Annotated in this window: 28 protein-coding genes; 7 read left to right on the top strand and 21 right to left on the bottom strand. The window is 40.0% G+C overall.

The window, feature by feature from the left end; genetic code table 11:
* Window positions 1-4: 4 nt before the first annotated feature.
* The 12 genes from ACNAN0_RS03200 to rsmG form a co-directional block, all read right to left on the bottom strand.
* Window positions 5-1240 carry a sensor histidine kinase gene (locus ACNAN0_RS03200; protein WP_416353846.1) on the bottom strand — a complete coding sequence of 412 codons (1236 nt, stop codon included), beginning with the start codon at window positions 1238-1240 and terminating at the stop codon, window positions 5-7.
* Window positions 1230-1916, bottom strand: coding sequence for a response regulator transcription factor (locus ACNAN0_RS03195; protein WP_230912725.1), 687 nt, complete (start codon window positions 1914-1916; stop codon window positions 1230-1232). The genes ACNAN0_RS03200 and ACNAN0_RS03195 overlap by 11 nt, the downstream gene beginning before the upstream one ends.
* Window positions 1917-2086: 170 nt before the next feature.
* Window positions 2087-2968 carry a GH25 family lysozyme gene (locus ACNAN0_RS03190; RefSeq protein ID WP_416353845.1) on the bottom strand — a complete coding sequence of 294 codons (882 nt, stop codon included), beginning with the start codon at window positions 2966-2968 and terminating at the stop codon, window positions 2087-2089.
* A gap of 15 nt (window positions 2969-2983) precedes the next feature.
* Entirely contained in the window at window positions 2984-3544 is a 561-nt protein-coding gene (locus ACNAN0_RS03185) for a hypothetical protein (protein WP_416353844.1), read from the bottom strand.
* Window positions 3545-3937: 393 nt separating this feature from the next.
* Window positions 3938-5419 carry an IMP dehydrogenase gene (guaB, locus tag ACNAN0_RS03180; protein ID WP_416353843.1) on the bottom strand — a complete coding sequence of 494 codons (1482 nt, stop codon included), beginning with the start codon at window positions 5417-5419 and terminating at the stop codon, window positions 3938-3940.
* Window positions 5420-5607: 188 nt separating this feature from the next.
* Entirely contained in the window at window positions 5608-6390 is a 783-nt protein-coding gene (locus ACNAN0_RS03175) for a DUF1129 domain-containing protein (protein ID WP_230912729.1), read from the bottom strand.
* Between the two features lie 29 nt (window positions 6391-6419).
* Window positions 6420-7520 (bottom strand): redox-regulated ATPase YchF, encoded by a 1101-nt coding sequence (gene ychF / locus ACNAN0_RS03170; RefSeq protein ID WP_230912730.1) that lies wholly within the window; start codon window positions 7518-7520, stop codon window positions 6420-6422.
* 30 nt (window positions 7521-7550) lie between these two features.
* Window positions 7551-7799: a DUF951 domain-containing protein gene (locus ACNAN0_RS03165; protein WP_230912731.1), complete on the bottom strand. Its 249-nt coding sequence runs from the start codon at window positions 7797-7799 to the stop codon at window positions 7551-7553.
* A gap of 60 nt (window positions 7800-7859) precedes the next feature.
* Window positions 7860-8732, bottom strand: a complete 873-nt coding sequence (locus ACNAN0_RS03160) for a ParB/RepB/Spo0J family partition protein (protein ID WP_230912732.1) — start codon at window positions 8730-8732, stop codon at window positions 7860-7862.
* On the bottom strand, window positions 8725-9489 hold the full coding sequence (locus ACNAN0_RS03155) for a ParA family protein (protein ID WP_230912733.1): 765 nt from the start codon (window positions 9487-9489) through the stop codon (window positions 8725-8727). Before ACNAN0_RS03155 ends, ACNAN0_RS03160 begins: the two co-directional genes overlap by 8 nt.
* Window positions 9486-10481 carry a nucleoid occlusion protein gene (locus ACNAN0_RS03150; RefSeq protein ID WP_416353842.1) on the bottom strand — a complete coding sequence of 332 codons (996 nt, stop codon included), beginning with the start codon at window positions 10479-10481 and terminating at the stop codon, window positions 9486-9488. Before ACNAN0_RS03150 ends, ACNAN0_RS03155 begins: the two co-directional genes overlap by 4 nt.
* 24 nt (window positions 10482-10505) lie before the next feature.
* Entirely contained in the window at window positions 10506-11237 is a 732-nt protein-coding gene (gene rsmG, locus ACNAN0_RS03145) for a 16S rRNA (guanine(527)-N(7))-methyltransferase RsmG (RefSeq protein ID WP_416353841.1), read from the bottom strand.
* A 173-nt stretch (window positions 11238-11410) separates the two neighbouring features.
* On the opposite strand from rsmG, the gene ACNAN0_RS03140 reads away from it, so the two are divergent.
* From ACNAN0_RS03140 to ACNAN0_RS03130, 3 genes are all read left to right on the top strand, one after another.
* Window positions 11411-11788, top strand: coding sequence for a hypothetical protein (locus tag ACNAN0_RS03140; protein WP_230912736.1), 378 nt, complete (start codon window positions 11411-11413; stop codon window positions 11786-11788).
* Between the two features lie 74 nt (window positions 11789-11862).
* On the top strand, window positions 11863-12372 hold the full coding sequence (locus tag ACNAN0_RS03135; protein WP_416353840.1) for a CvpA family protein: 510 nt from the start codon (window positions 11863-11865) through the stop codon (window positions 12370-12372).
* A gap of 89 nt (window positions 12373-12461) precedes the next feature.
* The gene (locus tag ACNAN0_RS03130) at window positions 12462-13163 is read left to right on the top strand and encodes a type 1 glutamine amidotransferase (protein ID WP_416353839.1); all 702 of its coding nucleotides are present in this window, start codon (window positions 12462-12464) and stop codon (window positions 13161-13163) included.
* Between the two features lie 15 nt (window positions 13164-13178).
* Here the strand turns inward: ACNAN0_RS03130 and ACNAN0_RS03125 are convergent, their stop codons facing one another.
* Together ACNAN0_RS03125 and ACNAN0_RS03120 are read right to left on the bottom strand one after the other, a co-directional pair.
* Window positions 13179-13712 (bottom strand): GNAT family N-acetyltransferase, encoded by a 534-nt coding sequence (locus tag ACNAN0_RS03125; RefSeq protein WP_230912739.1) that lies wholly within the window; start codon window positions 13710-13712, stop codon window positions 13179-13181.
* 100 nt (window positions 13713-13812) lie between these two features.
* Window positions 13813-15270, bottom strand: coding sequence for an NCS2 family permease (locus ACNAN0_RS03120; RefSeq protein ID WP_230912740.1), 1458 nt, complete (start codon window positions 15268-15270; stop codon window positions 13813-13815).
* A gap of 205 nt (window positions 15271-15475) precedes the next feature.
* Here ACNAN0_RS03120 and rpmG point away from each other — a divergent pair, with 205 nt between their 5' ends.
* The gene (gene rpmG, locus ACNAN0_RS03115; RefSeq protein ID WP_230912741.1) at window positions 15476-15625 is read left to right on the top strand and encodes a 50S ribosomal protein L33; all 150 of its coding nucleotides are present in this window, start codon (window positions 15476-15478) and stop codon (window positions 15623-15625) included.
* A gap of 116 nt (window positions 15626-15741) precedes the next feature.
* Here the strand turns inward: rpmG and ACNAN0_RS03110 are convergent, their stop codons facing one another.
* The 4 genes from ACNAN0_RS03110 to ACNAN0_RS03095 are packed head-to-tail and all read right to left on the bottom strand — an operon-like array spanning window position 15742 to window position 19473.
* Window positions 15742-16689 carry an iron-hydroxamate ABC transporter substrate-binding protein gene (locus ACNAN0_RS03110; RefSeq protein ID WP_416353838.1) on the bottom strand — a complete coding sequence of 316 codons (948 nt, stop codon included), beginning with the start codon at window positions 16687-16689 and terminating at the stop codon, window positions 15742-15744.
* Window positions 16690-16702: 13 nt separating this feature from the next.
* A complete protein-coding gene (locus ACNAN0_RS03105) occupies window positions 16703-17704 on the bottom strand; it encodes a FecCD family ABC transporter permease (RefSeq protein ID WP_416353837.1) in 1002 nt (333 codons plus the stop codon).
* Complete coding sequence (locus tag ACNAN0_RS03100) at window positions 17704-18681, bottom strand: FecCD family ABC transporter permease (RefSeq protein ID WP_416353836.1); 978 nt, start codon at window positions 18679-18681, stop codon at window positions 17704-17706. Before ACNAN0_RS03100 ends, ACNAN0_RS03105 begins: the two co-directional genes overlap by 1 nt.
* 9 nt (window positions 18682-18690) lie before the next feature.
* Entirely contained in the window at window positions 18691-19473 is a 783-nt protein-coding gene (locus tag ACNAN0_RS03095) for an ABC transporter ATP-binding protein (protein WP_416353835.1), read from the bottom strand.
* Window positions 19474-19676: 203 nt separating this feature from the next.
* Here ACNAN0_RS03095 and ACNAN0_RS03090 point away from each other — a divergent pair, with 203 nt between their 5' ends.
* Window positions 19677-20300, top strand: coding sequence for a carbonic anhydrase family protein (locus tag ACNAN0_RS03090; RefSeq protein WP_416353834.1), 624 nt, complete (start codon window positions 19677-19679; stop codon window positions 20298-20300).
* Window positions 20301-20324: 24 nt separating this feature from the next.
* Here the strand turns inward: ACNAN0_RS03090 and ACNAN0_RS03085 are convergent, their stop codons facing one another.
* A complete protein-coding gene (locus ACNAN0_RS03085) occupies window positions 20325-21131 on the bottom strand; it encodes an HD domain-containing protein (protein ID WP_416353833.1) in 807 nt (268 codons plus the stop codon).
* A gap of 94 nt (window positions 21132-21225) precedes the next feature.
* Here ACNAN0_RS03085 and ACNAN0_RS03080 point away from each other — a divergent pair, with 94 nt between their 5' ends.
* Together ACNAN0_RS03080 and ACNAN0_RS03075 are read left to right on the top strand one after the other, a co-directional pair.
* Window positions 21226-22122, top strand: coding sequence for a cation diffusion facilitator family transporter (locus ACNAN0_RS03080; RefSeq protein WP_416353832.1), 897 nt, complete (start codon window positions 21226-21228; stop codon window positions 22120-22122).
* A 277-nt stretch (window positions 22123-22399) separates the two neighbouring features.
* Window positions 22400-22957: an AAA family ATPase gene (locus ACNAN0_RS03075; protein ID WP_416353831.1), complete on the top strand. Its 558-nt coding sequence runs from the start codon at window positions 22400-22402 to the stop codon at window positions 22955-22957.
* 72 nt (window positions 22958-23029) lie between these two features.
* Here ACNAN0_RS03075 and ACNAN0_RS03070 read toward each other — a convergent pair whose 3' ends face one another.
* Window positions 23030-23884: an aldo/keto reductase gene (locus ACNAN0_RS03070; protein ID WP_416353830.1), complete on the bottom strand. Its 855-nt coding sequence runs from the start codon at window positions 23882-23884 to the stop codon at window positions 23030-23032.
* Window positions 23884-24246, bottom strand: coding sequence for a TM2 domain-containing protein (locus tag ACNAN0_RS03065; RefSeq protein ID WP_416353829.1), 363 nt, complete (start codon window positions 24244-24246; stop codon window positions 23884-23886). Before ACNAN0_RS03065 ends, ACNAN0_RS03070 begins: the two co-directional genes overlap by 1 nt.
* Window positions 24247-24397: the final 151 nt, after the last annotated feature.

The following is a 24397-nucleotide window of genomic DNA, read 5'->3' as shown; positions in this document are numbered from 1 at the left end:
ACCCTCAATTCAAATTTGATAAATAAGCTTGATCCGTTGTTTTAACATTAGTACTCGGCCGTAATCGCGCCCCACGTTTCAGTGGTAAATGGATCACAAAAGAAGTTCGAGTTTTATCAGATACTGCATAAATAAAACCGCCATGCAAAGCAACAATACTTTGAGCAATCGCAAGCCCCAAGCCGCTGCCCCCAGTCTCATGGGACCGTGAGCTTTCAACACGATAAAAACGATCAAAAAGATGCGCTAATGATGCTTCCGGAATAGGCTGACCGTTATTTGTCACTTGGATAATAACTTCTGTGCCCACTTGGCGCGCACGCAGCAGTAATTTGGTAGCATCTTGGCCGTACTTGAATGCATTGATGATCAAATTATTAAATACGCGACTTAACTTTTCTGGGTCAGCATCCATAATCAAAGGATCTGGTCGTGTCTGCGTCAAAATATGGATCTTTTGTTTTTGGGCTTCTAATTCATAACTTGCTGCTAACTGCGCCAGCATATTGGTCATATTAGTAGACATATAATTTAATGTCGTTGCGGTTTGCTGGATTTTCGTAAATTCAAATAAATCATCAACTAAAACTTTCATTTGCTTTGATTTCTCAAAAGCTGTATGCGTATACTTCAGCAGTTCCTCTTGATTCTTAAACTGTTTATCTTCAATTAATCCCAAATAACCAATAATAGACGTTAGTGGCGTGCGAATATCATGACTGACATTGGTGATCAATTCATCTTTAGATTTCTCGATCCGCCGCTCTTCTCCAATGCTCCGATTGGTACTATCTACCAACGCATTAATACTAGAGACCACTTTTTCCAATTCTGGATTTACTTTAAACGTGATACGATGGTCAAAATGATTATCAGCAATATAATGCAACTCCGAGATCACGTGTCGCATTTCAATTTGGTGAAACCGCCGCATGATCCGCCAATAAACAACCAAAACATCAATGACAACTAAAATCAATAAAAAGATCTGATTCCAGCCCCAGAACTGAACATTGGCATTATGTATACTAATAAGATCTCTTAAAAAAGACACGCTGGAATCTAAATTTCGATTAATAATAAAACCTTGATTTAACAAGAGAATTAACGCAATCTCTAAGGCAAGTAAAATCAAAAAAGTAACGATACCTTCAAAGATGAGTTCACTAACCTCAGCGCCAGTTAATCTAATTTTGGTCGTTGTTTTACGATTCACTTTACGATTTGTTTTATCCCGCAACTTTATAGCCCACGCCCCAAACCGTTTCAATCACCTTTTCACCGCCAGTCGCCTCTTCAATTTTATCCCGTAAATGGCTCACGTGCACCATAACCGTTTTAGCAGAAACAACGCTTTCTTGTTGCCATACACGTTCAAAAATTTCATCCGCAGAAAAAACTCGATTGGGATGACTGGCTAATAAATACAAAATGCCAAATTCTAAAGCTGTCAATTGAATATTTTTCCCGGTCAAAGTAATGACTTCATGAGAATCTTTCTTGATGGTTAATGGCCCAACTTCTAATGTATCCGGTACTTGAGTTGGCACTTGCTGCTCACTACGCCGTAGCAGTGATTTGACTCGGGCCATGACTTCTAGTGGATTGAAAGGTTTAGAAACATAATCATCCGCACCTGTGATCAGCCCTTGAATTTTATCCATATCGGCAGTTTTAGCAGAAACAATGATGATTGGTATTTGCGAATCTTTACGGACTTCTTTGATCACATCAATCCCATTCATACTTGGCATCATAATATCTAGAATCATTAATTTAATATCTGGATTAGTGGCTAGTCGAGAAAGCGCCTCTTTACCCGAATAGGCTGTGATTGGTTCATAGCCTTCATTTTTAACATAGATACTTAACAATTCAACGATTTCTTTATCGTCATCTACAATCAATATTTTCATAGCTTACTCCTTGAAATTCATGGCAGATTGTTGATACTTTACCTCTAATCTTACCAAACTTTGGCACAAAATTGTTAAGATTCACTAAGATTGGCAATTAAAAAAACGACTGTAGATACCAACAGAGGTACCATACAATCGCTCTAACTAAATTCATTCAATTAATGTGATTAATGTGTGTCGCCGGCATAAATATAAACATCATTACCGATTTGGTAAGCTGTTTGACCATTGATCGTTGTTTCACCACAGTTGACCCATTGAGAATCAGGGTATAGCCATTGGGCAAATGAACCATCTTTATGAACAGCATTCACACCATTCCAACGACTTAACGCTGTTACCACGCTCTTGTTACCAGCTGGTGCTTGTGAAACACTATTATTCGTGAATAAGCCAGTGAAGTCATAACTCATATCCAAGCTCATTCCGTTGTAATTAGACGTATATTGCCATGCTGCTGCATTATCAACGCCAGGTTGACTCACACCATAGTTCGCTACCCAAATTGGATAATTACGTGGTAACTTATTAGCCCAGAACCATGAAGCCATTGAATAAACAACTTGGTTATTAAAACCACGCGCAGCTAGTTCATTTTGGAAAGTAACCGTATCTGCATAGGGATTTGTTAAACTCGAATCTTCTACATCGGCAACCATGACCGTATTCTTATCTAAGCCATAACGTGTGGCCGCATTTGCAAAGAAATCAGCTTCTGCTTTAGCATCGGCACTGCCATTATATTTTGCATAATGATACAAACTAACTTTCATACCAGCTGCTTTAGCACTCTTGATCTGTGCCCCAGCTTTAGGATTGATATAGTTATCACCATCAGTACTACCTTGTGTTAATTTGACAACAACACCGGATACATTACCCGTAGCTAAGTTTTTGAAGTAATATTCATCAGAACTTTGGTAGCTCGCCACGTCCGCAAACTTTGGAAAATCACTGGCTTGAACTTGTGCTGCACCAGCAATTGCGCCGCTGACTAAGGAGAGCGCCAGTGTAAATAGTGTTACAATCTTAAATTTCTTAAATTTCATTTTCTTTCCTCGTTATTAGTTATTGACTTTTACAACTTGGCCGTTTGTTAAAACATCATAAACGGCGATTGTCGAGCGACCATTATTCTTACCAACTTCAACGCGGTAAGCTTTTTGGCCTTGGTAGGTGGTTTCGTTGGTAAATCCATAAAGTGTCTGACCACCAGCAACGTTTTGATACTGGCTGTCAACTTGGCTCTTCAAATATTCCGCCGCTTGATCACCACTTGTAATTTGAACACTTTGACTGCTACTTGCGGCACTCGTCTGACTTGCCTGTGAAGTCGTCGATTGTGTCGAAGCTGATGTTTGGCTAGAATTTGTATCTGAGCTGGTTGTACTTGAAACTTCAGAACTTGATGTTGTCGTTGTTGTTTCAGATTTAGCTCGATTCTTTTTTACAGAACTGCTCTTTTCACTTGAACTAACTTTGGAAGACTTTTCAGAACTCTGACTGCTTTTAGTTACATTGCTCTGGCATGCACTCAAAAGTGCAACTGAACCCATTGCCATCAATGCAACACCGATTTTAGTCACCAATGATTTAGATTTATGATTTGAAGTCTGTTGTGTCATAACTACCTCCTGCCCTTGATTTTAATCACAACTAGATGATTGTTTACTTAATGGAAATATGTACTTTATATTCCATAGACTACAATACACTATAAATATTACATGGCGTAAAAAATAGTATTACAATTTAGTTACTAAAGCTTATTTTGGATAGATAGTATTTGAAAAGTCCGTGCTAAACACAAAAATAGAGAGCCAAAAACAAAACCAACGTTTTATTTCTAGCTCTCTATGTTGTTTGCAAACAATTAAATTTTAGACGTGTTCCAAAAGGCAGCACCCTCACCTAACCACGAATGGCTCAAATAGCAAGCCCAATATTTTTCGCAATTCTTGTTAGTGCTCAGGTGCTGAGCGCCTTTTGTCTCACGCTCTCTAATACTAACTTAAAGATTATTGGCGACTATAATTAGGTGCTTCTTTGGTAATTTGTACATCATGCGGATGTGATTCACGTAACCCGGCACCAGTAATACGAACAAATTGAGCATTATCTTGTAAATCATAAACGGTCTTAGCGCCAACATAACCCATCCCGGAACGTAGACCGCCTTCCATTTGATAAATCACATCAGATAAGTGACCCTTATAGGCAACGCGGCCTTCAATACCTTCAGGGACAAGTTTATTGGCTTCATTCACACCACTTTGGAAGTAGCGATCTGAAGAACCGTGCGACATCGCAGCAAGACTGCCCATACCACGATAAGTCTTAAAGCGTCGGCCTTGATAAATTTCAAATTCACCTGGTGCTTCATCCGTACCAGCCAGCATGCTGCCTAGCATAACTGCAGTCCCGCCAGCAGCTAAAGCTTTAACGATATCACCAGAGTATTTGATCCCACCATCGGCGATAATTGCTTTACCCCGTTTTCGGGCAACACTCGCTGCATCGTAAACAGCAGTTATTTGTGGTACACCGACACCAGCGACGATTCGCGTGGTGCAAATAGAGCCAGGGCCAATACCCACTTTAACGACATCCACTCCTGCATCGAATAAGGCCGCTGTGCCTTCAGCAGTGGCAACATTACCAGCAATCAATGTTGCTACCGGGAAAGCGGCGCGAATTTCAGTAATTTTGCGTAAAACACCTGCCGAATGCCCATGAGCGGTATCGATAATGATCGCATCAGCACCAGCATTTAATAAAGCTTCTGCGCGTTCAAATGTATCACTAGTAACTCCAACTGCTGCGGCAACTAACAAACGACCATGCACATCCTTGGCAGCATTAGGATATTGCTTGACATTTTCAATATCTTTGATTGTGATCAAACCACTTAAACGACCGCTGTCATCCACTAAAGGTAATTTTTCAATCCGATGCCGCTGCAAAATAATTTCAGCTTCATCTAATGAAGTTCCAATTGGTGCCGTAACTAATTTATCTTTAGACATTACCCCTTGAATCGGTTGATTATAATCAGAAACAAATCTTAAATCTCGGTTAGTCACGATACCAACTAATTTTCGTGTTTCAGGATCATTAACAATTGGGACACCGCTGATATGATATTTAGCCATCAAGGCTTCGGCATCTTTAACGGGACGGTCCGCTGTCAAGAAAAACGGATCACTAATGACACCACTTTCTGAGCGCTTAACTTGGAGGACTTGGTCAGCTTGTGCTTCAATGCTCATATTTTTGTGAACGACGCCAAGGCCACCTTGCCGTGCCATCGCAATCGCCATTGGTGCTTCAGTTACCGTGTCCATGCTGGCACTTAAAATTGGAACATTGAGCTGGATATTATCCGTTAATTGAACGGATAAATCAACATCATGCGGCAAAACATGACTTTCGGCCGGAACCAATAAGACATCATCGAAAGTTAATCCTTCTTTTTGAAACTTTGTATCCCAATTTGACATGTGGCAAGACCTCCAGATTTGTGTTGTTGAATAAAATAACAAAAAAAATAGAGGTAGTCAATACCTCTACGCTAAAAATACAAACATTCATCAAAATTAAAGTATAAATGTCCTTTTTTATATCAAAAAACTCATTAAAATCACATATTGTCAAATTGACGTTCGTAATTTATGGCAATTTTCTCAGTTTACGATTTAGACCGATTGTCGGTCGTTGGCCGTGGTGTGCTGAACATACCACCAGTAACACCATATTTTCTCCGAAAAAGATACCGTACGCCAAACAGAACTGCTAGGATAATTACATCAGCGACTGCTGGTAGAACCGGATTGATTACAGGTGGTAACATGGCACTTACACTTACCAAAACAAACATCCCGATCACAACTAAAGCAGATAAAATAATCAACTGCCACATTGGCAATCGTTTGGCTTTAGGCGCAGATATTTTCTCCTGTAACCAAGTAAACCCAACCCCAGCAATGAGGGCAATAATGATTAAATTGACGATGCCAAACGAACGCAATTGATTTGGATTGACGTTTTTATTAGTAAAGAGCGAAATAGCCGCTAAAGCAAACATAAAAACACCAAATAACAACGTTGAGTCCACCATTTTCATCCATAGCTTAACAACTTTAGGTGGCTTAGGCGCATTAATAATACTGTCCGCCTTAGCAACTGGCGGCCCAAACAATTGATTTGCCGGTTGACCTTTTTGTTGTGCCATTAAGATTTCTGGCAATAGTGCTTGTAATTTGGTATTTTGTTCCGTTTCTGACATGCCGCCTGCTGTTAAAGCCTTACGCAACCGGTAAACATATTCTCGATTGCGTTTTGTTAAGGCATCTATTTGTTGTTGTAACGGTGCTTGGCTCACTTCCGCAACTGTCGATGTTACCTTTTCTTCTACCGCTTTAACATGTTGCTGTTTTTCTGCCGCCTTTTGGTTTCTTTCACGGTTATCCACTGAAGCCACCTCACTTGTCATCCTTATTTTTACACGTTAAATCTAAATTCAATAATGTCGCCATCTTGTACCAAGTATTCTTTACCTTCAAGTCTTAGTTTGCCAGCCTCTTTGACTGCTTGGGCACTACCTAATTGATCTAAATCAGTATAAGACATCACTTCCGCCCGAATGAAGCCACGTTCAAAATCAGAATGGATAATACCTGCCACTTGTGGTGCTTTCATACCACGTTTAAAAGTCCAAGCACGTGTTTCTTTGCCGCCAGCGGTAAAGAAAGTTGCTAGACCAAGTAAATGATAGGAAGCTTTGATCAAGCGATCTAAACCAGACTCACTAACGCCCTCTGCTTCTAGAAAATCTTTTTTATCTGCATCATCCAGTTCTGCAATTTCTTCTTCAGTTTTAGCTGAGATTGCCAAGGCTTCCGCATTTTCTTGCGCTGCAAAGTCTTTGATCTGTTGATAATAAGGGGAGGCATCTGGGTCGGCCATGTCAGCTTCAGCAATATTTCCGACATAAATTACCGGCTTAGCTGTTAATAAAAATAGCCCCTTTACAATTTTTTGCTCGTCTTCATCAAACGTAATACTACGGACACTGCCACCATCTTCTAGTACTGGCTTGATCTTTTGTAAGACAGCAAATTCAGCCATGGCATCTTTATCTTTAGTACGCGCAACTTTCTCTACTTTTGCGTAGCGTTTATTGACACTTTCTAAATCAGCTAAGCTTAACTCTAAATTAATTGTTTCAATATCTTCTAACGGATCAACTTTACCCGAAACCGTCGTAATATTATCGTCATCAAATGCTCGAACCACATGAACGATCGCGTCAACTTGGCGAATATTCTCTAAAAACTTATTTCCTAAACCTTCACCCTTGCTGGCACCTTTAACAATACCCGCAATATCGGTAAATTCAAAGGTCGTAGGAATGATTTTCTTAGCTGGGATCAATTCATCAATTCTAGCCAAACGTTCATCGGGTACTTCAACCATCCCCACATTAGGATCAATTGTTGCAAAAGGATAGTTAGCCATTTCAGCGCCAGCTTTTGTGATTGCGTTAAACAACGTCGATTTTCCGACATTGGGTAATCCGACAATACCTGCAGTTAATGCCATGTTTAAAAACTCACTTTCTAATACATTATTTTATAATAATTCATCTGGACGTGGCCGATGTAAGACATCTTGATAGTTCACTTCGTCCGCCGTCACCGCATCAGCCTTGACTAATATTGATTTCATCTTCTTTTGAAACTCTTTTCTTGGCATCATAACTAGATGGCCACAGCCAAGACATTTGATACGGATATCCATGCCCATCCGAATAATCTCAAACCGATTGGTCCCGCATGCATGTTGTTTCTTCATCATTACGATATCACCTAATGCAAACATTCGAGTCCTCCTTAAAGTGTCAAAATCTAGCATAAAGCAAAAGTCCATGATTGACTACTATTAATCTAAAGAAACGTTTAAAATATCCAAAATTCGATTTAAATCTTCAGTAGATAAATAACCGATCTCAATTTTACCTTTACCATCTTTTTGTTCTGCTAAGGTTACTTTTGTATTAAACTTATCGGCTAAATGCTGCTCTGTTGCGCGAATAAAGGTTGATTTGACTGGTTTCTTGATGACTTGCTTAGATGCCTTTTCTTCATTCAGTGCATTCACGATTTTTTCAAGTTGGCGTACAGTCAAAGATTCCTTGATGGTTCGCCGCGCTAATGCATCAATTTGGGCCTTATTCTTCAGGCCAAGCAGTGTACGTGCTTGACCCATGGATAGCTGTTTGGCTTGTAAAAGCCGCTTAGTGGCTTCTGGTAAGGTCAACAAGCGCAAATAGTTGGCAATATAGGGTCGACTCTTGCCCAGACGATTAGATACTTCCGTTTGCGTCAAATTTAATTTTTTGATCAAAGTTTCATAGGCCAAAGCTTCTTCGATTGGCGTGAGATCTTCACGCTGTAAATTTTCCAGTACAGCGATTTCCATCATTTCATCTTCACTGACGTCGCGAATAATAGCTGGAATTGTTGTTTTACCCGCTAACTTGCTTGCTCGAAAGCGCCGCTCACCGGCAATAATTTCATAGCCTTGGATGCTCTTCCGTACAATGATCGGTTGAAAAACACCGCTCTTTTTGATTGAAGCGGTTAATTCTTGAAGCGCCGTTTCATCAAAATCTCGTCTTGGTTGATAGGGATTAGGCCGTAATTCACTTAACGCTAATGTCTCAACCGTCTCCTGATCGTGTGTCGTTTCCCCATTAAAATCTTGAAATAAAGCATCTATTCCTCGACCTAGAGCTTTTTTCCTTTCAGCCATGATTCTTCAGCACCTCCTTTGCAAGCTCGTTATAAACCAGACTGCCCTTGGATTTAGGATCATAATCAATAATCGGCAAACCATAACTTGGTGCTTCCGCCAATTTAGTCACTCGTGGGATTACCACATCATATACCTTGTCACCAAAGAACTGCCGCACTTCAGCAATAACTTGTGTTCCCAGATTTGTTCGAGCGTCGTACATCGTCATGACCACACCCTCAATCGCTAGATCTGGATTAAAATGCTTTTGAACCAACTTGATCGTATTCAATAGTTGGGTCAAGCCTTCTAAAGCATAGTATTCACTTTGTACGGGAATCAAAATTGAATCGCTGGCAGTAAAAGCATTAATCGCGAGTTGCCCCAATGATGGCGGACAATCAATCAAAACAAAATCATACTGTGCTTTAACTTTTTTTAAACCTAATTTCAAACGTGTCTCGCGAGCCATCTGTGAAACGAGCTCGATCTCGGCCCCAGCTAATTGAATTGTTGCTGGTACAACATCCAGATTTTCATGTTGTGTTGTTTGAATTGTCTTTTCAAGCGGATATTCATCAATCAAAATATGATAAATATCATGTTCGATTTTACCTTTATCGATACCTAAGCCATTGGTCGCATTACCTTGAGGATCGGTATCAACGATAAGTACTCTTTGACCATCACTAGCCAAACTAGCCCCTAAATTAATCGTCGTGGTGGTCTTACCCACGCCGCCTTTTTGGTTTGCAATCGCAATCACACGTGTCATTTTGCCCCGCCTCGCTTACTGATCTTAATTTTAAGCGTATAACTATCTGCACCATCATCTTCATCTATTTCGACCGGCAACCCAGCATCTTGGATCAATTTTAACGAATGACGCAAGGTATTGATGGCTACTTTCGGATCTTTAGACTTGCCAGAAATTTTGGGTTTATGTGCGGTCTTAGTCGTTGTTTGCGGTGTGAATCCTTGCGCCTCTTCATCAGATACACGATGCGTTGTGTTGAGCGTATCTAAATTGGCCGGTTGACTTGTCGGTGATTCAGCTTGATTTGAAACTTGCATAGCTGCTAGTTCACTTTCTGATAGTGGCTGTAGCGTTGTTTGAGGATTTATCGTTTGTTCTACTAAATTTTCTGTTTCTTTGACATTCAACGCTTCACTTAATATTTTGTGAAGTGCGATCTGCTGATCTGTCTCGTTCAAACGCAAAAGTGCTCGGCCATGTCGTTCACTGAGTTCGCCATTGATAATTGCTTCTTTTACTGGCTGAGATAACCTTAATAATCGCAATTTATTGGCGATAAACGACTGACTCTTGCCTAACGCTTCAGCCAGCCGGCCTTGTTTCATCTGTCCCTGAGTTAATAGCTCTTGATAAGCTTGAGCTTCTTCTACCGGTGTCAGTTCTTCACGTTGTAAATTTTCAATCAATGCCATCGCCGCTGTTTCAGCGTCACTCATTTTATCTACAATTGCTGGAATCTTTTCCCAGCCAAGTTTACCAACGGCTCGAAAACGCCGTTCACCTGCAATGATCTCATACTTATCCGGCTCATATTCACGCACGATGATTGGTTGCAATAAGCCATGGCTTTCAATTGTCTCAGCTAATTCGTTGATACTGTCAGCCTTAAATACTTTACGTGGCTGATACCGATTGGGTACAATTGCTGCCACGGGTAATTCTTGAACTTGTTTCAGTTCATTATCTGATTTATTTTTACGATTCTTACCAAAAAATGACGCAAATGCCATAATGCACCTCCCGATATATGACGCTTATTGAATCAATGGCTGTTTAGCTGGCATACCTGCTTTACGAGGGTATCGATTTGGTGTTTGCTTTCGTTTTTGAATCACAATGATATCCCGAGCTTCATCAGAGTCAGGTAATGTAAATGACTTTGTCTTAATGTACTTACCACCTAGCGTGGCGATAGCAAAACGGCTTTTAGTCAATTCATCAGCACCTTGACGACCCTTTAATGCCAAAAAATAGCCTTCTGGTTGAACATAGGGTAAGCAAAATTCACTTAAGATTGGTAATTGGGCCACTGCACGGCTTAACACTAGGTCAAAGCTTTCCCGCAACGGTTGTCCCTTACGCGCAAAGTCTTCGGCACGGCCGTGTTTTAGTGTCACTTGACTCAAGTTAAGCTGAGCCACCAATTCACCGAGAAAATTGATACGCTTATTTAGCGAATCAATGATCGTGATTTTTAAGTCCGGCCGCAGGATTTTTAAAGGTAAGGATGGAAAACCCGCACCAGCACCGATATCACAAATACGACTATTACTCGTAAAAAGTTCAGGAAGATAGAGCAGCGGTGTCACTGAATCAAAAAAGTGTTTCAAATAAACGGCTTCTTTTTCCGTGATTGCCGTTAAATTAACAACTTTGTTTTGAGTTGTTAAAAAATTAAAATATGTCTCAAACTGCTGTAATTGCGTGTCTGAGACTTCAATTTGAAATTGCTGTGCTAAAATTGTTCTAAATGTTTCCGGGGACATCATGGGCCTCCAAACTTTACTTGTGAAACATCGATGTTTCACGTCCTCAATAACTTTAAACTATCTTAATAATTCATGCAAGGTGTTAAGAATTATTTATTGTACCTTGACTTTATATGAGTTCATTCTATGATTAGATTAGTGTTTTATATATTGATTAAGGAAGTCTTTGGATGGAACTCGCAGGGAAAAAAGTAACTTATGATGAAGAATTATCTGATGCTCAATTACAAGAATTACACACAAATTACCAACATTTATGGCAAGCATTAAAAGTTGTCGAATTTGACGATGGTCAACGTGAACTACAAGTTCTCTACCAAGAAGCAGATAATACAGCCAATTATGAAGCTGCTTTCTTTACACTTCAAGTACGTCACCGCGATGATCGTTTCCACTTTGACGAATATACCATTATTGTGAACAACAAAAGTACGTTTAATGATAGTGACGATGAAGAAGTCATTGAACTCTCTCAATATGATGACTGGGCAAAATTAGAAGCTCAAGCCGTTACCTCAGCTAAAAAATGGGCCGCAAAGTTTAACTAAGCTACATCTTTGGGTTGATGCGCCGCACCAATTATATTGTTAAAATTTAGACAGAAACATGCGAAAGGACTAGCATGATGATTCTGTCTATTTTTTTAATTCTATTATTGATCGGTGCTTTTTTTCACGGCTACCACCGTGGTTTTATCAAACAATTGATCTATACACTTGGCGGGTTACTCGTCTTTTTGATTGCCTATCGTTATAATACGGACTTTAGTCAAGGTATTGCCAATTTCTTTCAATTATTTAATCCTAATTTTATTGTGACCTATGTGACCCATATCATCAGTTTTTATTTCATTCTGGCAGTGGGTAACTTCTTGATCATTTGGCTAGCTCGAGCTTCAAAAGCAATCACTTGGCTGCCTGTTGTGCATCAAACGAATGGCTTAGCTGGTGGTTTGCTTGCATTAGTATTGGGTTACTTTGGCCTCTTCATAGTGCTGTGGACCCTTACGCTACTACCATTAACAACCATGCATCAAGTGTTACAGCAATCCTCCGTTGCTCAATGGATCGTTCATCAGACACCGTTATTAACTGAACAATTGATCCAACAAATTCTTGGTATTGGACACTAGTGGGCAAACAAGGGTAAAATAACTCTATATTTTAGACACTTGTATTATTTCACACTTGTATTATTTCTATGAGAGAAGGCATGTTATCAATGACTGATCCAGTAAAAGCTGCACCCATAAAAATTGCTTATCTATACGAAGATCTCATGAATACTTATGGGGATAGCGGCGATGTTAAGATCTTACGTTATCTGCTTGAAAAACAAGATTACCAGGTAACTGTGACCAATATCAGCCTCACAGATGATTTTGACGCTGAAACTTATGACTTTCTTTTCTTTGGTGGCGGCCAAGACTTCGAGCAAACCGTTGTTGCTAAAGACTTACTGCGGCATAAAGCCACCTTAGCTCATTACATTGAAACTGGTAAGCCTATGCTGGCCATCTGCGGCGGCTACCAATTACTCGGTGATTACTATAAAACCGCTGAGGGAACGGTCATTAAAGGCTTAGGTATCTTGCCTTTACACACCGTCTTTAAAGCCGATAGCCGCATGATCGGTGATACAGAATTTGATACGGCTTTTGGTAAAGTCCGGGCCTTCGAAAACCACAGTGGCCGGACCTATTTTGATGATCCTGATAAATTAAAGCCACTAGGAAAAGTCATTCAAGGTTACGGCAACAATCCTGAGGACGGCGTTGAAGGCTTACATTATAAAAACACCATTGGGAGTTACGCGCATGGCCCTATTTTAAAAAACCAAAATATGGCGACTGCTATTTCCAAATTAATTGTCAAGAATCATCAAGAGCGCATAACCAAACAACTGACAAAAACATCGATTTAAAAAGCAGATAGGTGATCAATCTGTCTTTAAGTGACTATAAACAACCACATCCCAAAATTGGTCGTTATAGTTTAAATACTGACGTAGGACACCATCTAAATGGTAATTAAGCCGTTCCGGGATGCCTCGGCTAGCAGTGTTTTGGGTGACAGCTTGAATCTCGATACGTTGCAAATCTAATTCATAAAAAGCGATTTCTTCCAGTTTTTGAACCGCCTTAGTCATTAGTCCTTGCCCCTGATGGCTCTGATCTAACCAATAACCAATTTCAGCGTGTTGATTGATTGGATCAATATGGTGTAGATCTAGCGCACCAATTACTTGATCATCGAACAGCAATACAAACGCATAAACGGTGCCATCAATTGATTTTTTCAACATGTTCTGAATCCAATTTGCTTCGTCTTCTACTGTCATATTTGGTGTTGCCCAAGGCATATAATCCTGAAGAATACTGATATTTCGCTGAACGAGCCCAAATAAGGGCTGCGCATCCTGAATGGTAAGTCTACGCAAACTGAGATGGTCATTAATTTTTGTTTGAAACATAATTGCCTCCATCAAATATTTAAATTTAGGTATAATAAAAAGGCCACACGTGTTCGCAAACACTTGGCCTTTTTATTATACCTGCTTTTAGAAAGAATACTTAAATAATTGCTAAGACAACAAAGTTCACAATAAACAAAATCGTAACGACCCATAAAATCGGATGAATCTGCTTAGCTTTACCCGTAATTGTTTTGATCAAGCAGTACATGATAAATCCTGCAGCAATCCCATAAGAAATATTGTAGCACAGGCCCATAAAAATTGAAGCCATGAATGCTGGAATTGCCTCGCCCAAGTCATCCCAGTCAATGTTTTTGAAAGATCCCATCATCATGACGCCGACAGCAATCAAAGCCGGTGCAATAGCTTGCGTAGGAATAATCGAAATGAATGGTGCGAATAAACTACTTAATAAGAATAAAACGGCTACGACGACGCTCGTTAAACCAGTACGACCACCCGCACCAATGCCAGCTGTACTTTCCACATAAGTCGTCGTATTGCTGGTTCCAAAAATAGCGCCGACAGATGTCGCAATAGAATCGGCAAACAAAGCTTTATCCATCTTGGAAGAGAAACCAGAGCCACTCTCCAAGGCAACTTCATCTTGAGCTGAGAAGATTCCCGTGCGCCGCCCAGTCCCAATAAATGTCCCTAACGTATCAAATGTATCCGAAAAGCTAAATGCAAAGACCGTCATAATAACTAATGGTAACTTATCGGCCGAGCTGAAGAGCGCCCCCATGCCTTTTGCGCCAAACGCTGCGCCAAACGTAGTTCCCAATTGTTGCACTGAATTAGCCAAGGAATTGGCATTTGAAATATGCAAATTAGTAACGCCCATCGGAATACCAATCAAAGTTGCAATAATGATACTGATCAGAACAGCACCAGGTACATTTTTGACCAATAAAATAACAACAACGATCAGACCGATCAAGGCTAATAGTGCGCCTGATTGAGAAAAATTAACTAAAGCTGGCACAATGCCCCCATTAGAAACAATATCTGTTAAACCGCCCTTAAAGTGCGTTTGCGTAGGGTCAAACGGTTTGCCATTAACGGAAGCAATGCTGGACGCCTCTGATGTAAATTGCAAAAAGCCAGCATTCTTAACACCAATGTACGCGATGAAGACACCGATTCCACCGCCCATGGCTTGTTGTAATACTTCTGGAATAGCGGTGATGATCATCTTACGAATCTTAGTGACCGTGATAAAAATGTTGATCATGCCACAAATGAACACAAGTGCTAAAGCTTCCTGCCAAGAAAAACCTAAGGCAAAAACAACTGTATAAGTAAAGAACGCATTCAAGCCCATACCTGGTCCCAACGCATATGGTACATTGGCGAAAAGCCCCATAAATAAAGTACCCACAGCTGAAGCAACAATCGTTGCGAGAAAGACAGCTTGCGAAGGCATACCTGTCAGCGATAATACGGATGGGTTAACAAAAAGGATATATGACATCGCGAAGAAAGTCGTGATACCGGCAATAATTTCAGTACTTACTTTGGTCCCATTAGCTTTAAGATCAAAAAAGTTCTCCATAAAAATAATTCCTCTTTTCAAAATCAATGAGCTTATTATAACGATTATTTTTTGAAAAATCAACATTTTTAGGAACAAATTTAGTGTAAACGATTTTAATGTTCGTGTTTTGATTTATTTTTTATTTTTGAGTATAATAATCACATTGACTTTTAAATTCAATCCTGTAAATTATTAAGAGGACAATTATAAAGGAGCGATTCTGATGCGTAACAATATCATTTTGGAACACAAAGAATCTGGTGAACGTATTTACTTAACTTCTAAGAATAAGCGTAATACACCAGATCGTTTATCTTTACGTAAATATTCTCCAAAATTGCGTAAACACGTGGTCTTCACTGAAACTAAATAAGGCCTAACAAAAAAAGCAGCCTAGCTAGGTTGCTTTTTTTGTTGTCTTTTTTTAATAATGCTTATGGTTCACCTTTCAAAATGAACCGAAAGACTTTTAGCAGCTGAACATCCCAGCTATTTGCCAGCTTTAAGTAAAGCATCCGTCACAAGTTTCAATTGTCCCATGGTCGCATAGGGATCATAATAATACATTTTCTGGAACGGCAGCTGGATCACGTGTCCTTGTTTCACCGCGGGTAGTTTTTTCCAAACGGGATTAGCTTTTAAATCTTTTAATTCCTGGCTGCCGCTGCCCTTACTGCTATAGTTCGTAAAAAACATATAATCTGCATCATATTGCGGCAATGCTTCGATTGAGACTTGCTTGAATCCAGCGCCTTTATCTACCTCTGCCACTTTTTTCGGTAAGGTAAAATTTAGTCCAGTTGTCAATGCCTGACCCCCGCGGCCAAAATTAGTCCCAAATACGTACATTTTCCCGTCTTGTAATTCATAAATGCCGACAGTCTTGTCCTTAGCAATACCCGCCTTATCCAAACGTTGGCGGTCTTTAGCTGCCTGTTGTTTAAACTTCTTTTGCCAAGCTTTCGCTTCTTTTTGTTTATTTAATAATTGGCCAAATCGAGTGGTTATCGCATTGATATTGCGCATTTTTGTATATGGCAGCAAAACAGTTGGCGCAATTTTAGACATGCTTTTAACATCGGCTTCTGTATCCGTAATAATTAGATCCGGTTTTAGCTTTAAAACCGCCTCAGCATTCATCGGTGTACCAACGTCTTTGATCTTATGACGCACTGCCGAACTAATAAAAGGATTACCCAAATCCCACTTAGTCGCACCAACAACGTTACCTTTAAGTGCAAGCACTTGCCCCATGTACGTCCGTACAACGATCCGTTTGGGGTGATCAGGGACTTTAATACTGCCATTAGCAGCCTTGAATGTGTGTGTGCCGCTGCTAGCAGCCTGCACCTTTCCGCCCCCAAAACTAATCAAACTAAACAAAACGACTACTCCAATTACAAACCCACCAAAAATATACTTCAGTTGTTGTTTCATCTATATTAAACTCCTAACGTGTTGTTTTTAACATCAAAACAATAAAATACGGTACTGTGATCATAGCAACGACTAACCCAACTGGCAACTCACTCGGCGCAAATAAATGACTGGCGACAAAATCGGCCAGAAGTAATACATTGATGCCGACTAAAATAGTCAATGGCAAATTGTATTTTGCTTTATTGCCGATCAATAACCGTGCAATATGGGGCGCCATTAATCCTACAAAACTGATCGCACCACCACCAGCCACACCGATCCCGGCTAAGGCAATGGCAAAAATCAATAATTGCCGGCGTTTATGATCATAATCTAGCCCTAAACTCATCGCATTTCGCCGGCCTAGTAAAATTAGATCAGAATTATGTAAGGCTAATAGACCAAAGGGCAACAATAAACAGCCAATAAGCCCTAATATCAGCATGTAAGGCCAATCTAAATTCCAGAAACTCCCTGATAGCCACACCAGCACTTTGTCAAAATCATCTTGAGAAACTTGCAACTGAATCAACAAAATCAACCCATTAAGCAGCGTGCCCACAGCCACACCACTCAATAATAACCGCAATGGCGACTGGTCTTGGCTAATTTTAAAAACTAATCCAGCAGTCAACAATGCGCCAATTAGAGCGCAAACTGGTAACCAAATATTTTGACTTAAAGATACCCCAAGCTGTGTCAAGCCTAAAAACAAAACTGCTCCTAAACTAGCCCCAGCATTAATGCCTAGTATACTCGAATCAGCCAAATCATTGTTCGTCAAGCGCTGAAACACAGCCCCACTCATGGCTAAACTGCCGCCAACAATAATACTCATCACAATATGCGGCGCCCGAAATTGCCATAGGATCAATTCATTTTGGGCCGAACTTTGGTTTAAAAGAGCCCGCCCTAACTGCAGTGGCGTGAGACTTACCTCTCCAGTAGCCATGCTCAGAAGACTGACACCCAAAAAAAAGACACTTAGAATAAAGATCCAGAAAATAAAGCGATGTTTTTTAGCTGTGATCATTACGCTACCACCGCCTCACTTTGACGATACACATACCAAATTAAAAAGCCGCCACCTAAAATCGCTGATAAGCCGCCCAAGGGTAATTCAAATGGCCGGGCCAACAAACGCGCCAATAAATCACAAAACATCAAGAAAACTGAGCCAAAACACATAATTTCAAGATATACATGTTTAAAATCGCGTTTATCAAAATAATGTACCAAATGTGGTATACCCAGACCAATAAAAGCAATATTGCCACCAACAGCGACACTGCCAGAAGTTGCTAAAACAACAATTATAACTGCAACACTGCGGATGAGCACGATGCGGCTGCCTAGGCCCTGACTTAACTGATCATTTAGACCAATAATTGTAATGTCCCGGGCAAAGTAAATGGTTAATCCCAAAATGATGAGCAATAAAATCAATAAGAGCCACATTTGTTTACAGTCCACTCCAGAAAAACCGCCCACCAAAAAATTACGGAATCGTTGACTGGATTTAGTTAAAATACTAATACCGTAAGCGATGCCATTTAAAAATCCTGAAAAAATTGTCCCACTTAAAATTAAACGGGTGGGACTTAAACCTCGGCGCGTCATTGACAGTAAGAAAACGATCAAAAAAGTCAAAAAAGCACCCAGAAAAGCCAAACTAACGCGCCAGAAAAGTGTAAAAGGCACTCCTAAAATCGTCCCACAAATCAAAGCTAAATTAGCCCCGCTATTGATACCCAACAGCGAAGGATCGGCAATTGGATTATTTGAAACGGTTTGCAAAAGCTTCCCTGCGAGTGCTAATAATGCGCCCACGACGGCTACCGCTAATACCCGCGGCAAGCGCAGCTGCCAAATAATAGCAAAATTTTGTGACTGTCTTGCAAAAAAATCACTTAGTGCATAATTGTGAACCCCAAGCAATAAACTACTGATGAGAAGCAACAAACCTAAAATACAAAGACTGATCAAGAAATAATTTCGCTTTTTGTACATTGACAAACCTCAAATTGTGTCATAAGTCAATAACAACGGACAATGTGCTTGAGGATCCATGGTCACTTTGGCACGGACGTGGAAAACATTTGCCAGCATCTCCGCTGTAAAAACATCTTGAGGTCGACCTTGATAAGCAATTGTACCTTGCTTGAGGCAAATCAAAGTATCACAAAAGCGGGCTGCTTGATTTAAATCATGCAGGACAATAATAATTGTTTTGTGCAGCTCGCGATTCAAGACACGGACTAGTTTTAATATTTCTAATTGATGCGGCAGATCCAAAAAAGTTGTTGGTTCATCCAACAACAAAATCTCACTATCCTGAGCTAAAGTCATTGCAATAAAAGCGCGTTGCCGTTGCCCACCTGATAGATCCGCAATGGGCGTATCCGCAAATTCTTGAATATTTGCATTCACCATTGCCCGTTGAACGGCTTTTCGATCGGCTTCATGGTCAGCTGTCCAGCGATGTTGATACGCATAGCGTCCATAGCCCACCAAGTCACGAACGGTAATATCCCCGGGTGCTTGAGGATTTTGGGGCAGACAGGCTAAAAGCCGAGCTCGTTTTTTCGCATTAAACTGATGTAACTCATGATCTTCCAGAACAACTCGCCCTGTTTTTAATTTATGAAAACCGGAAAGTGCACCTAGTAAAGTAGATTTACCACTTCCGTTTGGGCCAATCAATCCAATGATCTCGCCTTTAGGAAAAGTGACGTTCATCTGCTTGATAATCGTATGCGTTCCGTAATTGACTGTTAAATTTTGTCCAGCAAAAAATGTCATGGCATCACCTTCTAATTGAGAACCCTTCTCAATTTATCTTAGTCCTAATATTAGCAGATTATTAAGACTTTGTGGGATTGCAACCGAATACAATATAATAGTGTACAATCTATAATTTTTGTCTTTACGCAACTTTATAACCTTTAATTGCGGTAAAATAAAAAATAACCATATCTATAACTAACAAAAATGAGGTGAATATTATGTTTAACTATGAAACTCAAAAGGACTGGCCCATCGTCAGTGGACAAATACAATCTCCGATTGATATTGAACATCACTTAGCTCAGCCAGTAGAAGATCTGCCCGATTTTGTGCATTATCAAATTAAGACGATTCGGCGGCCAGACGGTAAGCTTTCGCTTAAAGGTAATGGCACTGCAACTTTGCAAAAGCGCGAAGCCCACTTCGTAGAAGGTCATTTTCATCATCCTAGTGAACACTTATTAGATGGTCACCAATTTGACCTAGAACTTCACCTTGTTCATGAATTTATTAATGGTCAAAAAGCTGTTATTGCGTTACTTTTCAATGTGGGCGCTGCTGATGCCACTTTAGATAACATCTTACTAAACCTACCTCAACCTGATAAACAGCTTAAATTACCAACACCGATCCAACTAACGGACTGGTTTGACGCTGCCAGTTATTATCACTATATCGGTTCGCTGACAACACCACCGGTTATTGAGGGTATCGAATGGTACGTGGCCGCCACGCCACTAACGATTGCGCCGAAACAATTAGCTACTTTCAAACAATTATTTCCGGAAAACAATCGTCAAATCCAAACACTTAACGATCGACCGATTCTACTGTTATATTAAGATAAATTTGTTGATTTCACTTATTCACCGATAAGGTATCCGTGCTTGATCAATTAAGCGTAGCGCTGCTGGTGTGCGCAAATAATCAATATTGAGATTTCCTTTGAAACGAACACGTTCTAAAGCATCAGCATCTTCAAGCAAGGCTAATAATTTAAACCGGCGTTGTTGCGCTCGATCGTTATAATGCGCAAAAGCTTGTTTGGCTGCCGTTGTTGGCAGCGAGTGATAGGTAATCAAATCCAAGAGCACATGGCTATCGTTGGTATTTAATTCAGGCATGGGTAAAACTGCTTGAGAATTCAAGAGAACCATAGACTGTAAAGCAAAGGCTTTAGTGAATAGCTTTAATTTTGTTGCTGTGAGTGGCGGGGTAATTTTGTAGTGATTTAATAAGCGTGCCGTCCCAAGCGCACCATGTTTTGGGTCAATTTGGTCATTTGTGCGCCCAATATCATGAAAAATCGCACTAAGATAAAGTATCAAACTATCTTTTAGCGAGACCTGCTGCATAATACTTAGCAAAACACTTAGTTTTAGTACCCTCTGCGCATGTTCACGTCCGTGATCATGCGTTTTTGTCTGCCAAAAATCAAAAATAGTTTTTTGATTTAACGCATATTGCACTAAATTTTCATACCAATCCTTACGTGAATCTTGTAATAAAGCTTGTACTTCAAGGGAGGTTAACTGAGTAATAACCTGTTTCTTGACCGAACTAGGGGCTTGGTTCCGCCAAAACACTCCCGCATTTTGGGTTGCCAACCAAAGTGGGGGCTGAGTACCATCGGTTGTCCACGCATGTACCGCGTCTGCATAATAATTTGTCATTTTGTAAGCACTTCCTGTTGTTAATCTATCCTGTTCATGTTAGAATATAGGAAACATATGAGCGGTTATTCATATGAAATGGGAGGCATATATTATGCACGAACATCATCATAGTACCAATGTTTCAACTATTAATCGAGCTTTTAAAATCGGTATTATTCTAAATATTGCGTTTGTCATCATTGAGGGTGGCTTTGGTTTTGCAGCCAATGCTTTGGCCTTGATTGCCGATGCAGGCCATAATTTGAGTGACGTTTTAGGGTTGCTAGTTTCCTGGGTTGCTATCATTTTAAGCCGGCGTGCACGAACTGATCAAATGACTTACGGCTATAAGCGTAGTTCCATCTTAGCCGCTTTATTCAACGCCGTTTTTTTACTGGTCGCTATTGGCGGTATTGTGGTTGAGGCCATTCAACGGCTGCAGAATCCACAACCAGTCGCCGAACTTGATGTGATCATTGTGGCAACGATTGGGATATTTATCAATGGCTTTACGGCCTTATTATTCCGTCATGATCAAAAATCCGATTTAAATGTTAAAGGTGCCTTTTTGCACATGGCTGCAGATGCTGGTGTCTCAGTTGGCGTTGTTTTAGCCGCTATCGTCATGAAAATGACAAATTGGTTTTGGCTAGATCCGGTTGTCAGTTTACTGATTGCTCTGATCGTTTTACTAGGGACTTGGGGCTTGTTACGCGATGCTGTTAACCTTTCTCTAGATGCGGTCCCGAAAGATATTGACCTCGAGCAGGTCAAACAAATTATTCAAGCTAAAGATACCGTTTCAAATGTGCACGACCTGCATATATGGGCATTGAGTACTACTGAGAATGCCTTGACTGCGCACATTTGTCGTACCACATTGGAAGATAACAATACCTTCATTAAAGCCCTTGATTCGCAACTAACCTCACAATTTGATCTCAGCCATACCACGATTCAAGTTGAATTAGGTAAAATCAGTGATGAATCCACTGATCGGAGTATTTAGATTTTTGAAAATAACCATGATTTATTCATACTTTGTTCACATTTTAATTTTATGATTAAGTCATAGCTTGAAGGATACCCGACCTGATAGCTTGATTTTAGAAAATAAAACATTTCATTTACTTCCTCCCAAAAGTGAACTGAAATTAGGTAGTAACCTACCCTTTTCTAAACCTTATGAAAAAGCTGTGCGGCTAATTACCGTACAGCTTTTTTGTTTGTCATGACTCTAAATTATCGGTACCATATAGATAGTAAATGAATGATGGAGGTGCGAGATGAATATCGCATTGATCGGACCACACGGCGTTGGTAAAACCGTGTTAGGCAAAGCAGCTGCCAAGCAAACAAATTTACGTTACTATTCTTTAGATGCTGCTCGCAGCCAATATTTTACAAAATATGGCTATGACCCTCGCCAAGCTGAACAGTATAGTCGGCAAAATGATATGGTTGCCCTTTTTAAATACTGGAAACCATTTGCAATCAAGACAATTGAAGAAATCTTGCCAGCAAAAAATAACCACTTATTTGATCTTGGTGCTAGTTTTATTGTTTCCCCAACACCAGCCGAAATTGAGCAATTGCAAAAAGTCGTTGCCGCAAATCAAACCGTTTTGATTTTGATGTTACCTTCAAAAGACCTTGAAATCTCTAAAAATACCTTATTAAAACAAGGTATCTATAATGAGTTGACCGAGAACTTTTTAAGTACGTATTCAGATCTACAGATCACTGACCATATTTTTTACACACATGGCCACACGCAAGCTGAAAACGTGACACGTCTCGTGAAAATGATCAATGACATCAAACAAGAATCTCATAATAATTGAGAGTGAGATAAAGAGTGTTGCCTTTTTGAACGCGTTTAAAATTTAATTTTATCTCACGCTCATCATAATTGATCAGTGTGTCGTCATGGTTCCCTTTAACCAATCTATATCATTAGGATCATGACTATGCCGTTGATTTTTATCAATAACTGCGATTTGGTTCATTTCTTCGGCCGTCAGCTTAAAATCAAAGACATTTGCATTCTCAATGATACGATTTTGGTGAATGGATTTAGGAATGACGATTTCATCACGTTGAATATGCCAACGAATGATGATCTGGGCCACTGTTTTTTGATGTTTTTCGGCCAATTCATTCAAGACGGCATCTTGTAGTAAATTTGCTTGGCCTTGACCTAGAGGCCCCCAAGCTTCATGAAAAATATCATTTTCTTTTAAAAACTGATGAAGTGCTTTTTGCTGAAAATAAGGGTGCGTTTCTACCTGATCAACCATGGGCTTGATGGCTGTTTGTGCCATCAAGTTTTTTAAATGACTAATTTCAAAGTTAGAAACACCAATGGCTTTGATCTTATCTAAGCCATAAAGCTCTTCCATCGCCTGCCAGCTTTCCACATAGCCTGGTGCAGGCCAGTGAATCAAATAAAGATCCAAATAGTCTAACTGCAGCCGATTTAGAGTTTCTTGAAAAGCTCGTTTAGTCTGATCATAACCTCGATCAGCATTCCACAATTTTGAAGTAATAAATAACTCCTCTCGAGGGATGCCACTTTCGGCAATGGCTTCCCCCACCCACTGCTCATTATGATAGATCATGGCAGTATCGATCGAACGATAGCCTGCTTCTAAAGCCCATTTAACGGCTTGTTTCACGTCACTGGCCTGATTGACCTTAAAAACGCCTAAGCCTAATTGCGGCATTGATTTGCCATTTGCTAAAAGTACACTAGGAATCTGATTCATCATTACACCTCATTATATTGAATTTGCCGTCTGCGTTCTTGGATCGTATGTATACATTGTTGGCGCGTTGCCGCATTTGTTTGTGCTACCCAAACTTTTAAATGATACCCATCATAAAGCCACCAAATAAGATTGATCAGCAATAATAGATACCACGTAAACCAGCCAACGGCAATGGCTATGATCGCAACAGCCAACATAGCGGATCCAACTTTATACTGGCGAAGATAATAATGATGGCCGCCAAACCAACCAAGCAGCAACCAAAGCCAAAAAGCACCCCAGCCACTACGCTTTTTTTTACGATAAGTCATTTTAAAAAAATGTTGTTCATCTAGGGTTAATAGCTCATTTGCCTGAGTCAAAAAATCACCTCTGCTTAATATCTTAGCATAACCCAGCGGCAGTGCGTATAGACCAACAAAAATAACGAAAAAGCAGTACGCAAAACTTATAATAAATAGTAGATAAAATTTTTGCGCTGTTTATAGCAATTACTAGTTGCTATTAAAACGG

Source organism: Agrilactobacillus fermenti (assembly GCF_047943045.1).
GTDB lineage: Bacteria > Bacillota > Bacilli > Lactobacillales > Lactobacillaceae > Agrilactobacillus > Agrilactobacillus fermenti.
Note: the sequence above shows the minus strand (reverse complement) of the source record. Positions and strands in the feature narration are given on the sequence as shown.

Coding starts and splice junctions, on each gene's coding strand:
- ACNAN0_RS03195 (WP_230912725.1), bottom strand. CDS start 1,916: ATGAAAATATTGATTGTAGATGACGATAAAGAAATCGTTGAATTGTTA.
- ACNAN0_RS03190 (WP_416353845.1), bottom strand. CDS start 2,968: ATGAAATTTAAGAAATTTAAGATTGTAACACTATTTACACTGGCGCTC.
- ACNAN0_RS03185 (WP_416353844.1), bottom strand. CDS start 3,544: ATGACACAACAGACTTCAAATCATAAATCTAAATCATTGGTGACTAAA.
- guaB (WP_416353843.1), bottom strand. CDS start 5,419: ATGTCAAATTGGGATACAAAGTTTCAAAAAGAAGGATTAACTTTCGAT.
- ychF (WP_230912730.1), bottom strand. CDS start 7,520: ATGGCATTAACTGCAGGTATTGTCGGATTACCCAATGTCGGAAAATCG.
- ACNAN0_RS03165 (WP_230912731.1), bottom strand. CDS start 7,799: ATGTTTGCATTAGGTGATATCGTAATGATGAAGAAACAACATGCATGC.
- ACNAN0_RS03160 (WP_230912732.1), bottom strand. CDS start 8,732: ATGGCTGAAAGGAAAAAAGCTCTAGGTCGAGGAATAGATGCTTTATTT.
- ACNAN0_RS03155 (WP_230912733.1), bottom strand. CDS start 9,489: ATGACACGTGTGATTGCGATTGCAAACCAAAAAGGCGGCGTGGGTAAG.
- ACNAN0_RS03150 (WP_416353842.1), bottom strand. CDS start 10,481: ATGGCATTTGCGTCATTTTTTGGTAAGAATCGTAAAAATAAATCAGAT.
- rsmG (WP_416353841.1), bottom strand. CDS start 11,237: ATGTCCCCGGAAACATTTAGAACAATTTTAGCACAGCAATTTCAAATT.
- ACNAN0_RS03140 (WP_230912736.1), top strand. CDS start 11,411: ATGGAACTCGCAGGGAAAAAAGTAACTTATGATGAAGAATTATCTGAT.
- ACNAN0_RS03135 (WP_416353840.1), top strand. CDS start 11,863: ATGATGATTCTGTCTATTTTTTTAATTCTATTATTGATCGGTGCTTTT.
- ACNAN0_RS03130 (WP_416353839.1), top strand. CDS start 12,462: ATGACTGATCCAGTAAAAGCTGCACCCATAAAAATTGCTTATCTATAC.
- ACNAN0_RS03125 (WP_230912739.1), bottom strand. CDS start 13,712: ATGTTTCAAACAAAAATTAATGACCATCTCAGTTTGCGTAGACTTACC.
- ACNAN0_RS03120 (WP_230912740.1), bottom strand. CDS start 15,270: ATGGAGAACTTTTTTGATCTTAAAGCTAATGGGACCAAAGTAAGTACT.
- rpmG (WP_230912741.1), top strand. CDS start 15,476: ATGCGTAACAATATCATTTTGGAACACAAAGAATCTGGTGAACGTATT.
- ACNAN0_RS03110 (WP_416353838.1), bottom strand. CDS start 16,689: ATGAAACAACAACTGAAGTATATTTTTGGTGGGTTTGTAATTGGAGTA.
- ACNAN0_RS03105 (WP_416353837.1), bottom strand. CDS start 17,704: ATGATCACAGCTAAAAAACATCGCTTTATTTTCTGGATCTTTATTCTA.
- ACNAN0_RS03100 (WP_416353836.1), bottom strand. CDS start 18,681: ATGTACAAAAAGCGAAATTATTTCTTGATCAGTCTTTGTATTTTAGGT.
- ACNAN0_RS03095 (WP_416353835.1), bottom strand. CDS start 19,473: ATGACATTTTTTGCTGGACAAAATTTAACAGTCAATTACGGAACGCAT.
- ACNAN0_RS03090 (WP_416353834.1), top strand. CDS start 19,677: ATGTTTAACTATGAAACTCAAAAGGACTGGCCCATCGTCAGTGGACAA.
- ACNAN0_RS03085 (WP_416353833.1), bottom strand. CDS start 21,131: ATGACAAATTATTATGCAGACGCGGTACATGCGTGGACAACCGATGGT.
- ACNAN0_RS03080 (WP_416353832.1), top strand. CDS start 21,226: ATGCACGAACATCATCATAGTACCAATGTTTCAACTATTAATCGAGCT.
- ACNAN0_RS03075 (WP_416353831.1), top strand. CDS start 22,400: ATGAATATCGCATTGATCGGACCACACGGCGTTGGTAAAACCGTGTTA.
- ACNAN0_RS03070 (WP_416353830.1), bottom strand. CDS start 23,884: ATGATGAATCAGATTCCTAGTGTACTTTTAGCAAATGGCAAATCAATG.